The sequence below is a fragment of the Celerinatantimonas sediminis genome (genome assembly GCF_046054195.1).
Taxonomy (GTDB): Bacteria; Pseudomonadota; Gammaproteobacteria; order Enterobacterales; family Celerinatantimonadaceae; genus Celerinatantimonas.
The window spans coordinates 1-14,499 of record NZ_JBEQCS010000012.1; the positions used below are offsets into that span (position 1 = coordinate 1).

The 14,499-nt window shown below is 44.0% G+C and carries 16 protein-coding genes and 1 tRNA gene; 2 read left to right on the forward strand and 15 right to left on the reverse strand.

What is annotated here, in order from left to right; all coding sequences use genetic code 11:
- Nucleotide 1: 1 nt before the first annotated feature.
- From ABTQ23_RS13665 to ruvA, 10 genes are all read right to left on the reverse strand, one after another.
- A tRNA-Lys gene (locus ABTQ23_RS13665) sits at nucleotides 2-77 on the reverse strand.
- 177 nt (nucleotides 78-254) lie between these two features.
- Nucleotides 255-1,145 (reverse strand): tol-pal system protein YbgF, encoded by an 891-nt coding sequence (gene ybgF, locus ABTQ23_RS13670; protein ID WP_408616296.1) that lies wholly within the window; start codon nucleotides 1,143-1,145, stop codon nucleotides 255-257.
- Nucleotides 1,146-1,152: 7 nt separating this feature from the next.
- Nucleotides 1,153-1,704 carry a peptidoglycan-associated lipoprotein Pal gene (gene pal / locus ABTQ23_RS13675; protein ID WP_408616297.1) on the reverse strand — a complete coding sequence of 184 codons (552 nt, stop codon included), beginning with the start codon at nucleotides 1,702-1,704 and terminating at the stop codon, nucleotides 1,153-1,155.
- Nucleotides 1,705-1,730: 26 nt separating this feature from the next.
- Nucleotides 1,731-3,092: a Tol-Pal system beta propeller repeat protein TolB gene (tolB, locus tag ABTQ23_RS13680; protein ID WP_498038936.1), complete on the reverse strand. Its 1,362-nt coding sequence runs from the start codon at nucleotides 3,090-3,092 to the stop codon at nucleotides 1,731-1,733.
- A 3-nt stretch (nucleotides 3,093-3,095) separates the two neighbouring features.
- Nucleotides 3,096-4,001, reverse strand: coding sequence for a cell envelope integrity protein TolA (tolA, locus tag ABTQ23_RS13685; RefSeq protein ID WP_408616299.1), 906 nt, complete (start codon nucleotides 3,999-4,001; stop codon nucleotides 3,096-3,098).
- 16 nt (nucleotides 4,002-4,017) lie between these two features.
- Entirely contained in the window at nucleotides 4,018-4,389 is a 372-nt protein-coding gene (locus ABTQ23_RS13690) for an ExbD/TolR family protein (RefSeq protein WP_408616414.1), read from the reverse strand.
- Between the two features lie 77 nt (nucleotides 4,390-4,466).
- Nucleotides 4,467-5,159, reverse strand: a complete 693-nt coding sequence (tolQ, locus tag ABTQ23_RS13695) for a protein TolQ (protein WP_408616300.1) — start codon at nucleotides 5,157-5,159, stop codon at nucleotides 4,467-4,469.
- Nucleotides 5,149-5,547: a tol-pal system-associated acyl-CoA thioesterase gene (gene ybgC / locus ABTQ23_RS13700; RefSeq protein WP_408616301.1), complete on the reverse strand. Its 399-nt coding sequence runs from the start codon at nucleotides 5,545-5,547 to the stop codon at nucleotides 5,149-5,151. Before ybgC ends, tolQ begins: the two co-directional genes overlap by 11 nt.
- Before the next feature lie 262 nt (nucleotides 5,548-5,809).
- Nucleotides 5,810-6,820: a Holliday junction branch migration DNA helicase RuvB gene (ruvB, locus tag ABTQ23_RS13705; RefSeq protein ID WP_408616302.1), complete on the reverse strand. Its 1,011-nt coding sequence runs from the start codon at nucleotides 6,818-6,820 to the stop codon at nucleotides 5,810-5,812.
- Nucleotides 6,821-6,837: 17 nt separating this feature from the next.
- A complete protein-coding gene (ruvA, locus tag ABTQ23_RS13710; RefSeq protein WP_408616303.1) occupies nucleotides 6,838-7,461 on the reverse strand; it encodes a Holliday junction branch migration protein RuvA in 624 nt (207 codons plus the stop codon).
- Between the two features lie 157 nt (nucleotides 7,462-7,618).
- On the opposite strand from ruvA, the gene ABTQ23_RS13715 reads away from it, so the two are divergent.
- Nucleotides 7,619-7,885: a ComEA family DNA-binding protein gene (locus ABTQ23_RS13715; protein WP_408616304.1), complete on the forward strand. Its 267-nt coding sequence runs from the start codon at nucleotides 7,619-7,621 to the stop codon at nucleotides 7,883-7,885.
- 39 nt (nucleotides 7,886-7,924) lie between these two features.
- Here the strand turns inward: ABTQ23_RS13715 and kduI are convergent, their stop codons facing one another.
- Complete coding sequence (gene kduI / locus ABTQ23_RS13720) at nucleotides 7,925-8,764, reverse strand: 5-dehydro-4-deoxy-D-glucuronate isomerase (protein ID WP_408616305.1); 840 nt, start codon at nucleotides 8,762-8,764, stop codon at nucleotides 7,925-7,927.
- A 128-nt stretch (nucleotides 8,765-8,892) separates the two neighbouring features.
- Between kduI and ABTQ23_RS13725 the strand changes: the two genes are divergently transcribed.
- Entirely contained in the window at nucleotides 8,893-9,678 is a 786-nt protein-coding gene (locus ABTQ23_RS13725) for an IclR family transcriptional regulator (protein ID WP_408616306.1), read from the forward strand.
- Here ABTQ23_RS13725 and ABTQ23_RS13730 read toward each other — a convergent pair.
- Genes ABTQ23_RS13730 through cysN form a run of 4 tightly spaced genes read right to left on the reverse strand, consistent with a single transcriptional unit; the run spans nucleotide 9,675 to nucleotide 14,452 of the window.
- Nucleotides 9,675-10,640: a DHH family phosphoesterase gene (locus ABTQ23_RS13730; protein ID WP_408616307.1), complete on the reverse strand. Its 966-nt coding sequence runs from the start codon at nucleotides 10,638-10,640 to the stop codon at nucleotides 9,675-9,677. The two genes, ABTQ23_RS13725 and ABTQ23_RS13730, sit on opposite strands and share 4 nt — an antisense overlap.
- Nucleotides 10,637-11,251, reverse strand: coding sequence for an adenylyl-sulfate kinase (cysC, locus tag ABTQ23_RS13735; protein WP_408616308.1), 615 nt, complete (start codon nucleotides 11,249-11,251; stop codon nucleotides 10,637-10,639). Before cysC ends, ABTQ23_RS13730 begins: the two co-directional genes overlap by 4 nt.
- A 58-nt stretch (nucleotides 11,252-11,309) precedes the next feature.
- Complete coding sequence (locus ABTQ23_RS13740) at nucleotides 11,310-13,040, reverse strand: SLC13 family permease (protein ID WP_408616309.1); 1,731 nt, start codon at nucleotides 13,038-13,040, stop codon at nucleotides 11,310-11,312.
- Nucleotides 13,040-14,452: a sulfate adenylyltransferase subunit CysN gene (cysN, locus tag ABTQ23_RS13745; protein ID WP_408616310.1), complete on the reverse strand. Its 1,413-nt coding sequence runs from the start codon at nucleotides 14,450-14,452 to the stop codon at nucleotides 13,040-13,042. The genes ABTQ23_RS13740 and cysN overlap by 1 nt, the downstream gene beginning before the upstream one ends.
- Nucleotides 14,453-14,499: the final 47 nt, after the last annotated feature.

Below are 14,499 nucleotides of genomic sequence, written 5' to 3' on the forward strand. Positions count from 1 at the left end.
ATGGTGGGTCGTGCAGGATTCGAACCTGCGACCAATTGATTAAAAGTCAACTGCTCTACCAACTGAGCTAACGACCCGTTCATGTCTTAACGGCGGCCTATAATACGGATTTCGCGGTGATGTGCAATAGAAATCTTTATCTTTTCGATCGTTTGCTTAGCAAATAAGCAAGTGTTCACCTCAAAAGGCGTTTACTGACGAAAAAACAGGCCACTTATCGCCAATTACCCAAGGCAATTGGCGATAGGCGAATATTATTTAAGTGATTTAAGCTGATTTTTAGCTAAATCTGCCGCACTAGACTGGGGATAATTTTGAATAACTTTATTAAAATAATCTTTGGCTTGGCTTACATTTTTGCTTTGTAATACCAATTGCCCCAATTTAAGTAATGACTCAGGAACTTTATTTGAATCGGGAAATTGCTTAACTACCGTTTCAAATTGAGCAAGCGCTTTATCCTGATGCCCCTGCGTAAATTGCAATTGTCCTAACCAATAATGGGCATTGGGTAGATAGCTCGACTTAGGATGCTGAGTTAAAAATGTTTCAAAAGCACTGATAGCCTCATCGAACTTACGATCTTGCATCACAAGCTTCACAGCATTTTCATAATCAGCTTCACCATCGCCACCAATCACCGGCTCATTATCTGCAGCATTTTTCTGACCAGCAGCATCAGTAGATTGAGCAGACGGTTTTGTATCAGATAAGCGACGTTCAAGTTCTTGATACAAGTCGCGCTGACGCTTCACTATCTGGGCAATTTGATGCTGCTGTTGTTCTATCTGCCCGTTAATTTGGGCTAATCTATCTGAAAGCTGATTGAGCTGCTGGCGAATTTGCAACTGAGAAGAGCTTCGGGCATTAAACATTCGCTCTAATCGAGCAATTCGCTGTTCTTGGGTCAAATCAGCCGTGTCATCAAAATTCATTCCTTGTAAATTAGGCGCTTGAACTTGTGATGAGTTTGCACTCCCAACCGATGTTGATGAATTATCGGTCGATGAACTTTGGGAGTTAGCAGCAGTAATCGTTGTTGCTGTAGGCTGAGAGCTCAAATCCGTTACCGGAGCCTCGGCATAACTCATATTTGCAAAAAAGGCGACTGCTAGTGCAGCCGCTGACAGTTTAATCTGCTTCATGATTCTCTCAATATACTAAAACAGCTCGACGGTTTTTCGCCATGCCATCTGCGGTGTGTGAATTATCAACAGGTTTTTCTTCACCATAACTAATTGTTGAGATCTGATCAGCTGAAACACCTAAGCTTTCCAGGTATTGAGCAACAGCTTTTGCACGGCGTTCACCCAAAGCAATGTTATATTCTGGAGTACCACGTTCATCGGTATTACCTTCAATCAGAACATGTACAGATGGGTGGTTACGCAAAAATGCCGCGTGATCTTCTAACAATTTAACAAATTCACTTTTAATGGTCGATTTATCGAAATCGAAATAAATAGTTTGATTTTGTTTCAGCTCATCAAGCTGTTTCTGTTGGCGTTCTTGAGGAGTAAGAACCTGGTCAGCAGAACCAATTTGAACACCATCTTGGCCACTCTGCTGGCTACCATTTGAACTTGCTGAACCAGCTGTTTGACTACCATTAGCACCAGATGTACCACTGTGAGTACTACATGCGGTTAACGCACCCAGGGTCAGTGCAATCAGAAGGCCTTTACAGTAAGTTTGTAGTTGCATTTAATTTTCCTTTTATCAAAAAGATATTAATTATTAGTTAAAAAAGGCGACCATGCTGGCGAACGAACATCTCCATCGCGAGCGGGCAAAGTTGCTTTAAAACGGCCATCGGTTGAGACCAACGCGAGAACCTGTCGATGTTTCACAACAGTACTATAAATAATCATACTGCCGTTTGGTGCAATACTTGGGGATTTGTCCAAAGAGGTATTGGTTAAAACCTGCATATAACCCGTTTTCAAATCCTGACGGGCAATTCGATATTCCCCATTGGTACGGTTAACCATGGCGATAAATTGATCATCAGGCGCGACTTCGGCACTTAAGTTCATATCCCCTTCCCAAGTTACTCGTGTGATAGAGCGATCCGCGAGGTTATAGCGATAAATCTGTGGGTTACCGCCTCGTTCTGAGGAGAAGAAGATAGATTTACCATCATGAGACCAATTTGGCTCAGTATCGATTCGAGGACTATTCGTGACACGCGTCAGGTGGTGCGATGCTAAATTTTCGATATAAACCTCAGGGTTGCCATCTTTAGAGAGCACTAATGCCATATTTTTACCATCTGGCGACCACGCTGGAGCACTGTTGATCCCCGGATAATGTGGCAATTTGTGACGTTGAGCCGGATGACCATTGCTGGCATAAAGATCCTGAATATAAATATTGGCCCGGCGGTTTTCCATGCTCACATAAGCAAGCTGTTTACCATCAGGTGACCACGCAGGAGAAAATACCGGCTCATGAGAGCGCAATAAAACCCGCTCGTTATAGCCATCATAATCCGCCACCCGCAGCTGATATGGGTATTTTGCTTTCGGGTTATAAACGACATAGGCAATCCGAGTTAGAAATGCCCCTCGCTCACCCGTTAAAGCTTTATAAACCCTGTCAGAGATCAAATGCGCATACTGGCGCAACTGTTTAGCACCCACGGTTCCAGTGCGGCTGAGCAAGATATGTTGGTTATTTTGAACCAACTGGCCATCTTGTAATTTTGATGCTCCTCCCATCTGCCCTTGAACTGCATCCACCAGCTGATATTGAATCTGATATTTACCAGGCGTCGGTTCACTAATTTGACCAACTAAAACCCCTTCAACCCCCATTGAAGCCCATTTCTGATAATCAACGTTATCAGCCTGATGAGGGGTCTGTGGCATTTTGGCAACGGCAATAGGATTAAACTTCCCGCTGCGACGCAAATCATCAGCGACTACTTTGCTTACATCAGTTGGTAATGCCCCGGCTCCAGTCCATTTAAAAGGAACAACAGCCACTGGCCGAGCTGAATCAACCCCCTGAGTAATCAGAATATCTAGGGCTGCAAAGCTGCGTGAAGAAAGTAGTAATAGCCCTAACGTTAGTAACGCTCTAAATTTCATCATTTAACCACCGGGTTTAAGTGTAATATTTAAAACTTTCATTTTAGCGAACACATCTGCATCAGATGAGACTGGAACCTGCTGAGTCTTATAAACAGCTGATGTTGCAGCGCTACATGCTCTTGGGTCACCTTTAACATTGCTGACATTTACAATAAAACCATTGCGTGCCAAGGTCACGGTCAAATTACAGGTTTTACCTTTTAATGAATTATCAATAATTACATTTTGCTGAATCGCAGAGGTAATCATGGCCTGATATTTTTGGATCTCAGACTGAACTTGCCTATTACGGCGAGCCTGCTGTTCAGCTTTCATATCGTTAAGCAGCTGCTGCTCTGCCTGTTGCTTACGTTTTAATGCAGCCGCTTTTTCACGCGCTTTACGAGCAGCCTCTTCTTTGGCTTTGCGCTCAGCTTCAGCTTTACGCTCAGCAGCTTCTTGGGCTTTTCGTTTAGCTTCAGCTTTTGCAGCTGCCTCTTCGGCAGCTTTTTCTTTAGCTTGCGCCTGTTTACGAGCTTTTTCAGCCGCTGCTGCTTTTTGCTGTGCTAGTTTACGCTCTAACTCAGCCTTTTTACGTTGCGCTTCTTCACGTTGGCGCTGAAGCTTAAGCTGCTTGAGTTTTTTCTGCTGCGCTAATTCTTGTTTTCGAGCTTCTTCTTGTCGCTTCTTAATATCATCTAAGCGTTTTTGCTCATCTTGGCGCTTTTTCAAACGTTCTTGTTTTAACCGCTCTACCTGCTGCTCAACTTGCTGCTGAGAAACAGCGGTCGCCTGAATAATCGGCTTAGATGAAGCAGTGGGTTGCTCTGGTTTATGTTTGAATGAAAAAGATAATGATAGTGCTGCAATTAACAACACATGCAATACGATTGAGATGACAATACTGAGGCGATAAGATGATTTCAAACTACTAATCCTATTACTAATGGTCGTCCGGTTGGGTCATCAATCCGACAGATGGAACCCCGGCCTGTTGGCTTAATAGCTGCAATAAGGCAATCACCTGATCATAGCGTGCATTCTTATCCCCGCGAACGACGACAGGTCTGTTTTTGTTAAGTTGCAATAGTGCCCGCACTTTAACAACCATCTGCTGAGCAGACAACTGTTTATGAGCATTCGCATTATTAGAACCATCATCTAAAAAATAATTGCCATGAGCATCCACTGTCGCCACTAATGGCGGCTGAGAATCTTTTGGCAGTGGCTGCGAGTCAGCCTGAGGCAAGTCAACTTTCACCCCTTGCGTAATAAGCGGTGCAGTTACCATAAAGATGATCAACAGCACCAGCATGACATCGATATATGGCACGACATTAATTTCCGCGACAACTTTACGGCGCGGACGATAGTGCCCTGGTAAAGGTGTTCTCACGATTCACTCCGAGTTTGGCTGTTCACCTGACGAGATAAAATACCGTAAAACTCTTCCATGAAATTGGTGTAGTGGTTTTCAATCCGAGCAAGGCGAGTGGTAAAGCGGTTATAACCAATAACAGCGGGAATCGCCGCAAATAACCCCATAGCGGTTGCAATCAACGCTTCAGCGATACCGGGGGCAACCATTGATAAAGTCGCTTGTTGAACGTCACCAAGGGCAATAAACGCGCTCATGATCCCCCAGACCGTTCCAAACAAACCGATATAAGGACTAATTGAGCCAATCGTTGCTAACATAGGCAACTGGTTTTCCAGCTCTTCTAATTCCCGAGAAAAACTAACCCGCATACTCCGATAAGTACTATCCATAATGGTATCGGGTTCACGCTGCCCACTTTTATGAAGCCTTGCGTATTCTTTAAAACCACTATGAAAAATCTGCTCCATTCCGACTAAGCGGTCCGAGCGAGCATTGCATTCTTGATAGAGTTTATTGAGATCAACTCCTGACCAGAATTGTTTTTCAAAGCGACCAGAAGATTTCTGCGCATAGTTAAATTGTTTGCGTCGACTGAGCATCATTGCCCATGAAATAACCGACATGGACAATAAAATCAGCATAACGAGCTTCACTAAAATGCTCGCCTGCAAAAATAAACCAATGATTGAAATTTCAGAGTGCACGCTGGAAGACCTCTTTCATTTTGGCTGGAATTGCTTTGGGTTTCATTAAGTTAGGATCAATCGATGCGATCATCACATCCGCACTTGCAATCAATACTGACTCCTGATTGTGGATCGCTTGGTGAAATAAAATCCCGACCCGACGTAATTTTTCGATCTCGGTTGTTACAGTCAATAATTCGTTAAAACGAGCCGGATGATGGTATTTAATATTTATTTCAGAAGCGACAAAGGATAACCCTTCGGCCATCAATACGTCTTGCTCATAACCAAACTCTCGAAGCATTTCGGTTCGACCACGCTCCATATATTTCAAATGGTTGGCGTGATATACGATGCCTCCGGCATCGGTGTCCTCATAATAAACTCTTAGTGTTAACTGTGCCATTCGACTACACAAAGACCCTTATCGACTAACGCAATTGCTCTACTATAACTGAATCAATTTTGTTTGTAAGGATAGGGAAAACACTTATTTACCTAGATGTTAGGTAATAATATTAAAACCTACCCCATTTTAGCGATTTAACATGTCAAAAATTTGATTCTAGCAATTACTATCCCTTTTTCCCAAAAAGAGATATCTTATTGATAATTTTAAGAACAAATAAATAAAAAAAGACTTTGGGCGACTTTTGATAAAAATCCATTTATTTTATCTGAGGTTTCACTTTACCAAAGTGCAAAAATGCCCGATCGGTTGCGATGCGACCGCGAGGGGTACGCTGTAAAAAGCCCTGCTGAATCAAAAAAGGTTCAAGCACATCTTCAATGGTCTCTTTATCTTCGCCAATAGCAGCCGCTATATTATCTAAACCAACAGGCCCGCCATCAAAGCGCTCAATCATCGCACTTAGTAGTTTTGTGTCCATATAATCAAAACCTGCTTCATCAACATTAAGCATCGCTAGTGCCTGTGAAGCAATATCACAATCGACAAAACCATCGTGGCGAACATCCGCAAAATCGCGTACTCGACGCAATAATCGATTCGCAATTCGCGGTGTTCCTCGCGAACGTCTGGCTATTTCTTCAGCTCCATCGGGGCTCATTGACATATTCAGGTAATGGGCACTGCGAGTCACAATCTGGGTTAAGTCTTGTGTGTTATAAAACTCCAAACGCTGCACAATCCCAAACCTATCTCGCAAAGGCGAAGTCAACATGCCCGCCCGAGTGGTTGCCCCTATCAGCGTAAATGGTGGAAGATCCAATTTAATGGAACGAGCAGCCGGGCCTTCCCCAATCATAATATCCAACTGATAGTCTTCCATCGCCGGATATAGCACTTCTTCAACCACCGCACTTAAACGATGGATTTCGTCAATAAATAACACATCCCCAGGTTCAAGATTAGTGAGCAAGGCCGCTAAATCACCGGCTTTTTCCAAAACTGGCCCTGAGGTCGTTTTGATATTCACGCCCATCTCATTGGCAACGATGTTGGCCAAAGTGGTTTTACCCAATCCTGGAGGGCCGAAAATCAGCAAATGATCCAGAGCATCACTGCGCTTACGGGCAGCTTCAATAAAAATCCCAAGTTGCTCACAGACATCGGCTTGGCCGGTGTAATCAGCAAGCGTTTTAGGACGCATTGCTCGATCGACAAATTCGTCTTCAGTTTGGGCCGCGGCGCTAATTAATCGATCTGATTCAATCATGACAAAAATTACCTAAATTAAGAAACCATACTCTTTAACGCAGAACGAATGAGCTGCTCACTTGTGAGCCCATCACTTGAAAGCCGGCCAATCGTTTTTTCGGCCATCGCAGGTTTATAGCCTAACGCAATTAACGCTTCAATCGCTTCTTCTTTAGCACTCACCGGTTCTTGCAAAAGACTCTGTTCAGAAGAGGCACTCGTGGTCATCGACAAATCATCGGATGGTTCAGTGCTCCAGTTTTTAAGCCGGTCTTTCATCTCAACCAGAAGCCGCTCTGCAGTTTTTTTACCAACCCCAGGAAGTTTGGTCAGAGCGCTAATATCGTCATGATTAATAGCCTGAATAAACTGTTGAGTATTGAGCCCTGATAAAATAGCCAACGCGACTTTTGGACCGATGCCATTGACTTTTATAAGCTCTCTGAACAATCGCCTTGAGGCTTCATCATGGAACCCATAGAGTAATTGGGCATCTTCACGAACAACAAAATGGGTAATTAAAGTAACCGTCTGACCAATCTCGGGCAGCTGATAAAAGCAACTCATCGGCAGTTGTAGCTCATAACCAACGCCAGCGACATCAACCAATACATACGGGGGTTGTTTGTGTTCTAAAATTCCTCGAAGCCGTCCTATCACGATCTCTTTTTCCGTTGCTTATAGTTGAGAATAGCTTAAACGGACACTGGATTAATATCCAGTAATTCTATTAGTGAATCACTTGAGTTGAGCCTTTAAAATATTAATGATAAAATACTCAATAAATTAAACCTGAACAAATAGGCTATCAAACATTATGAATGCAAAATCTAAATTTCTAATTAGTTCACTACTCTTTGCGGCAAGTTTACCGGTGATGGCGGCAAATATGCCAATAAACATTAATACAGCCAACGCGGAGCAACTTTCTGAGCTCTCTGGTATTGGTCCATCTAAAGCAAATGCAATTATTGCCTATAGAAAGGCCCATGGCCCATTTAAAGACATTAGTGAGATAACCAAAGTCAAAGGGATTGGCCCCAAATTACTCGAACATGATAAAGCTCAGTTGGCATTAAAATAGCTTTACAATTGCCTGCTCATGCAGGCAATTGCCCATCCATTAACGCATCTGATTGGGTAAAACGTGGTCCATATCATCAAAGGTCTGATTCTCGCCAGCCATAGCCCAAATAAAACTGTAATTACTCGTTCCACACCCGGAATGAATTGACCAGCTTGGAGAGATAACAACCTGTTCATTTTGAACAATAATATGGCGGGTTTGGGTTGGCTCTCCCATATAGTGAAAAACGATGTTTTCATCGCTTAAATCTAGATATAGATAGACTTCCATACGCCGTTCATGGGTATGAGCAGGCATCGTATTCCACACACTCCCGGATGCTAACTGAGTTAATCCCATCGATAGTTGGCAGGTGGGCAGAACATCTGGATGAATATACTGATTAATAACCCGCTGATTTGAGTTCTCAGCTTGACCGGCTTGAACTTTTTTTGCCATTTTTTGTGAAATAAACTGATTTGGATAGTGACAATGGGCAGGTGAGCTGACCGCATAGAATTTAGCCGGGAGATTTGCATCATCACTTTTAAAGCAAAGCTCTTGAGCGCCTTGTCCCACATATAAGCCATCAAAATGATTCAACTGATAACTTTGCTGATCAACGCTCACACTACCACTGCCGCCGATATTAATAATGCCTAATTCCCGGCGCATTAAGAAATAATCGGTGCCAAAGTGTTTTGGCTCTAAAAAATCGCCCAACACAAGAGGCTGACTCACAGGTTCAATCCCGAGCACTACCATGCGATCAACATGACTGTATGTACATTGTACCTGATTGGGCACAAACAAAGTTTCAACTAAGAACTCTTGGCGCAGCTTATCGGTGTCATAGTGCTTAGCATCCATTGGAGATGCTGAGTAACGAATATCCATAATGAGGGCTCCATATCACTTTTAATTTATATATAAGAAATTAATTTTATATTTGATATATTATTTTATTGTGACTGGCTTCCCATAGTTCATTGCATCTTTATCGATGCTTAAGGGTTTACCCAAGAATGGCCGAGAAAAAAACGATTTATAAAGCCCCTGCCCTTGATAAGGGACTGGATATATTAGAATTACTCAGTGAAGTTGAAACAGGGCTAAATACCCGGCAAATTGCCAAAGCACTCGATCGCAGCGTAAATGAAATTTTTCGCATGCTGTGTGTTCTTGAAAAACGTGGCTATATTAGCCTGGATTCCCGAACGAGTTGCTATCAGTTAAGCTTAAAGTTATTTGAGCTATCGCATCGCCACCCTCCTACTGAGCGTCTGCTAAGCGCAGCCAATCCAGCAATGGAACAGCTAAGCGCATCGACTCAGCAATCTTGCCATTTAAGCGTTTATCAAGCGGGAGGGCTGTTAGTTATCGCAAGGCAAGAAAGTCCTTATAAAATGGGCTTTAGTTTAAGGTTGGGGGCAATCATTGATATCTTTGGATCCGGTAGTGGCTATCTTTTGCTCGCCTATAGTAGCCAAACACAACAAGAGCAGATCCTTCATGAATGTCATGCCAGCGCACAAGAGCGCCAATTAATGTTAGATGCAATCGAACCGATACTTAAGCAAGGCTACCACATTGGCGAAAGCCCGCAGGTAAGCGGGTTAACCAATATTACCTACCCGATATTTTCACGCGCACAAGAGCTAATTGCGATTATTACGATTCCATTTTTGACGCTGAACTCCCAACGAATGCACCATCAGGTACAATCGTTGGAAAGTGCTCGTGTTGCTCTTGAACAGGTTGCCAGAGAACTAACACAAAGCCTTGGAGGGGTATTTCATCTACCCAATTAATGGGTTTGATAGTAGCTATTGAGAACTTGCCAGAAATGTTCAAGCTCATCATGAGGGAGCTGATTAATTCCGGCTGCGGCCGCACGTCCCCCACCACTTGGGAACTGTGAACAGATTTCATCAGCGCCACCACGGCGGTTAATCGGCGCTCGGACACTCACCGTATAGGTTCTATCACCGTTATCAGTGACAACGCCATGGGCTCGATCCGGATTTTGGTTTGCCAATTCATTACCATAAACACCACTCACCCGGCGACTAAATGGCGCGTCAGCAAGCGAGATAATAACAGCACTATCGCTTTGATAAGCAATAGGTGAGCTTTTTGCCTGTGCCATATCTTGTTGATAGGCTGACTGCAATTTCGTAAATACGGAATCTTGAAGCGCCATTAACTCAAACGGGTCGGGATAAGCGCGTAATCGCTCAAACAATTGCGCGGGATGGTAATGCAAATCGCTTACCTCTCGCCCATACCCATTATAATTGAGCAAAATCCCGAGCTCTTTAAGAAAATGAGTTTGTTTCTCGCTTAAAGCTAATGAATCAGCGAGCTTAATGGCTGTTTCCGTTAAATTGTCCCCAAATGCAGCTGCAATAGCCCAGCTACGATAGGCACCATTTAAATATTGATCCACCAATGTGCTAGTACATTGATAAGGATCTGGGTCAATGCGAGTGACAAGATTAGGACTGTGAGGAAGGTCGCCACAGCGATGATGATCAACGTAAAAGACCTGCGCCCCAGCGTCAAGAATCCTTATTAAATCATCACTGTTTCGCTCAGCTGAGATATCTAAAACGCAGACATTATCGAAAGCTTCGACGCTAACCTTTTTTAGTAACTGAATATCGCGTTTCACCCCTGTGACCAGAGTGCTTTGTTTAGGATTACTCCAACGCAATTGCAAAAGAGCAACAATGCCATCAGCATCGCCATTAAATACATCAATATTACTCATAACGAACTCTGACTAATCACTTGTTTGGCAACTAACACATCAACCACTTGCTGAGCACATTGCTCAATGCAGAACAAATCGGTTTTAAGATGGACTTCCGGAGTAACGGGGGCTTCATAAGCTGAGTCAATCCCAGTGAAATGTTTAATCTCACCCGCCCGAGCCTTTTGGTAAAGCCCTTTTGGGTCGCGCTGTTCACAGACACTTAAGGGTGTATCGACAAAGACTTCAATGAAACGCTCCCCAAGTAATTGGCGAGCCTGGGCACGGTCTTGAATAAAGGGACTGATAAAAGCGGTGCTTACCACAAGCCCAGCATCCACCATCAGGTTAGCAACTTCGCTGATGCGCCGAATATTTTCAACTCGGTCTTGGTCATTAAACCCTAAATCACCATTTAGACCATGGCGAACGTTGTCACCATCGAGCACATAGCCATGCACACCCAGTTGATGAAGTTTTACATCAACAGCATTGGCAATTGTTGATTTGCCTGAGCCACTTAATCCGGTATACCACAACAAAACGCTGCGATGACCATTTAATTGCTGGCGCTGCTCTGAGCTAACTGAAGCCTGATGCCATGTCACATCCTGACTAACTTGCTGCATGAATTATCCTATTTTATTCAAAAGGTTATTAACTAAATAAGCCTTTATCAAAGCGCTGTTAATGAAACACAATTGGCACTAATGTTATCACGATTACACCATAAATTAGTGCCAGCGGGCCACCGACTTTTAAAAAGTCACTAATTCGATAATGGCCAGCATTGTAGACCATTAAATTGGTTTGATAGCCATAGGGGCTAATAAAACTGGCGCTTGCTGCGTATGCAACCACCATCAGCGGTCCAATCGGATTAATGCCAGCCGCCTGTGCCATTCCCCAAGCTAATGGAAACACTAACGCAGCAGCAGCATTATTCGTCACAAGCTCAGTCAGTAACCAGGTCACGATATATAACATCGCGATCATCAGCCAACCGTAACCAAGATGTGCCAAGGGAATTAATGCGTGAGTTAACTGAGCGGCTAATCCACTGTTGGTTAACGCTTGCGAGAGCAACAATGCGGATGCAACAATCAACCACAGCTGCCGAGGAAAACGCCGCACCAGTTCATTGACGCTAAGACAATTAGAAAAAACCAAAATGCCCAGTAGCACCACCAAACCTTTTAAAAGCGGAATGGCCCCAATGGCCGAGAGCAAGATTGCTAAGATGAAACCACCGATTGCAAGCCATTCTCGCCAACCAGTTAAATGTTTTGAGATAGCAACGCCGCTCAAGTGGATAAAGTTTTTCGCTAAATTATCGCGGCTAGAGAAGTCAGGACCGACAGCCAACACCAGAAAATCACCGCTTTGCAAAACTACTTCACCCAATTTACCCGATACCGGTTCACCATCGCGGCGAATAGCTACAACCGCAGCATCAAAACGTGAGCGAAAATTAACAGATTTTAAAGTCTTACCGATTAACATACTCTCGGGACGAATCACGACTTCGGTTAAATTTGATCCAAGTAAGCCATTACTATCAGCGAAAGTATCAAGCCCAGGGAATTGACGCAGCTGACTTACCTGCGCGACATCGCCGCTAAAAATAAGCCGATCCCCTGCTTGAATCAGTTGCCCCGGATGAACGGGGCTCATCAATTGTTTATCACGAACCAGCTCAGCGACAAACAGCGATTCCAGATGACGCAAGCCATTTGCTTCAAGGCTTTTACCAATCAGCGGCGAACCCTCACCGACTTGGGTATCAATCAAATAATGTTTATAGTGCCCCGGCTCCGCAGGATTCTCTGGCAACCACCGAATCGTTAAAAACAGCACGCCCCCACAGACCAACACCAGCACACAGCCAATCAGGGTGAAGTCAAAAAAGTGCAAACCGCTACCACCGACACTGCGATACATACTGCTGACAATTAAATTGGTCGAAGTCCCAACCAATGTGAGAGTCCCGCCCAAAATCGCCGCATAAGAGAGCGGCAATAATAACTTGCTGGGCGCGTGATATGGATTGTTGCGAACAGGAGCTAAAAGAGAAGCAACAATGGCAGTATTATTTAAAAATGCTGAACTTGCCGCCACTAACAAATAGAGACGAAACCCGCTAGTTGCCAGCGATGGTCGTAAAATAAAGGTAGCCAGCACACGCAGTAAGCGGGTTTTTTCAAGGGCTATAGAGCATAAAACCAAAAGTGTTAGCGTCAACAGCCCGGGGTTACTGATGGATGACAGTAATTGGTTAGTACTTACTAAATTGGTGGCGTACAACACCAGCATCACTACAGCAAACACGGCAGCTGGCTGGCGTTGAAAACGGATCAAACCAATCAGCGTCGCACCAAAGATGGCAAGAACAGCAACAGCAGATCCGGAAAGATACATTAGTCTAATACCGAAATATCTTTAGCTTGCCAGTGAGGGAAATGCTTACGAATCAGCGCATTTAGCTCAAGCTCAAACTCACTATAAGAGCTGTTTTGGCGTTTATCCTGACCTTGCTGCTGAATCATACCCGCCCCTACAGTCACATTACTCAGGCGATCGATAATGATAAATGAACCGGTATCACGGGTATCATCATACCGGTCAAACGCCAGTTGCTGAGAAAATTCAACATTCGCTAACCCAAGTTCGTTAAGCGCTAGCTGCTCGGCGGGATGACGCTCTAAGGTATTCACATCGATGCGAGCTTCGATTTTACTGATATGACCACTGGTTGTTTTCGTTGCCAGTTTAAAGTCATACGTTTTACCAGGAAGTAGCGCGTCTTCGCTCATCCAAACTAAGTGGGCACTTACACTGCTGCCAACTTGAGGTTTGAGCTCGCCTCTGGCAAGCAAGTCACCACGGCTAATATCAATCTCTTTATCCAGCGTCAGGGTCACTGCCATTGGAGCAAAAGCTCGCTCTAAATCGCCATCAAATGTCACAATGCGGCTCACGTTGGCGGTTTGCCCACTCGGGTAAACCGTAATTTGCTCGCCAACAGCGATGCTGCCACTTGTTATAGAGCCTGCAAACCCACGAAAATCCAAATTCGGACGGTTCACATATTGAACAGGCATGCGAAATAGTGATGGTTTGTAATCATGATCGATAGGCGCGCTTTCCAAAAGCTGCATTAATGTCTGGCCGTTATACCAAGGCGTATGCTCACTTTTGTTTACAACATTATCACCGCGCAGTGCAGAGATAGGGACAAAATGGATGGTATCGATTTTCAGTTTATCTGCAAACTGTCGATATTCTTGCTCAATTTGCTGATAACGCTGCTGTGAGTATTCAACCAAATCCATCTTGTTAATTGCAACAATCACCTGCTTAATGCCCAGCTCAGAGACGATAAAGCTATGGCGTTTGGTTTGAACCTGAACACCGTGGCGAGCATCAATCATCACCACGGCTAAATCACAGTTTGAAGCCCCGGTTGCCATGTTGCGCGTGTACTGTTCGTGTCCGGGGGTGTCGGCAATAATAAATTTGCGTTTATCGGTGGAAAAATAGCGATACGCTACATCAATGGTGATCCCCTGCTCACGCTCAGATTGCAGACCATCGACCAACAGCGCTAAATCAAACTCACCATCGGTTGTATTAAAGCGTTTAGAATCTTGTTTGATAGCAGCTAGTTGATCTTCAAAGATCATTTTAGAGTCATGTAATAACCGACCAATCAGGGTGCTTTTCCCATCATCGACACTCCCGCAGGTTAAAAAGCGCAGGAGCTGTTTTTGTTCATGTTGTTTTAAATAACTTTCAATATCATCAGCGATTAACGTAGATTGAGTCGTCATAACGGCCTCTTTTATAAAATTCAGAACACAAGTAAACGGCAAAAACG

What these genes read in the sequence shown, in the direction of transcription:
- cysN (WP_408616310.1), bottom strand. Translation starts at nt 14,452, where the DNA reads ATGACGACTCAATCTACGTTAATCGCTGATGATATTGAAAGTTATTTA.
- tolB (WP_498038936.1), bottom strand. Translation starts at nt 3,092, where the DNA reads ATGAAATTTAGAGCGTTACTAACGTTAGGGCTATTACTACTTTCTTCA.
- kduI (WP_408616305.1), bottom strand. Translation starts at nt 8,764, where the DNA reads ATGGATATTCGTTACTCAGCATCTCCAATGGATGCTAAGCACTATGAC.
- ABTQ23_RS13725 (WP_408616306.1), top strand. Translation starts at nt 8,893, where the DNA reads ATGGCCGAGAAAAAAACGATTTATAAAGCCCCTGCCCTTGATAAGGGA.
- ruvB (WP_408616302.1), bottom strand. Translation starts at nt 6,820, where the DNA reads ATGATTGAATCAGATCGATTAATTAGCGCCGCGGCCCAAACTGAAGAC.
- pal (WP_408616297.1), bottom strand. Translation starts at nt 1,704, where the DNA reads ATGCAACTACAAACTTACTGTAAAGGCCTTCTGATTGCACTGACCCTG.
- ybgF (WP_408616296.1), bottom strand. Translation starts at nt 1,145, where the DNA reads ATGAAGCAGATTAAACTGTCAGCGGCTGCACTAGCAGTCGCCTTTTTT.
- ABTQ23_RS13740 (WP_408616309.1), bottom strand. Translation starts at nt 13,040, where the DNA reads ATGTATCTTTCCGGATCTGCTGTTGCTGTTCTTGCCATCTTTGGTGCG.
- ABTQ23_RS13730 (WP_408616307.1), bottom strand. Translation starts at nt 10,640, where the DNA reads ATGAGTAATATTGATGTATTTAATGGCGATGCTGATGGCATTGTTGCT.
- cysC (WP_408616308.1), bottom strand. Translation starts at nt 11,251, where the DNA reads ATGCAGCAAGTTAGTCAGGATGTGACATGGCATCAGGCTTCAGTTAGC.
- ABTQ23_RS13715 (WP_408616304.1), top strand. Translation starts at nt 7,619, where the DNA reads ATGAATGCAAAATCTAAATTTCTAATTAGTTCACTACTCTTTGCGGCA.
- ybgC (WP_408616301.1), bottom strand. Translation starts at nt 5,547, where the DNA reads ATGGCACAGTTAACACTAAGAGTTTATTATGAGGACACCGATGCCGGA.
- ABTQ23_RS13690 (WP_408616414.1), bottom strand. Translation starts at nt 4,389, where the DNA reads ATGCTGGTGCTGTTGATCATCTTTATGGTAACTGCACCGCTTATTACG.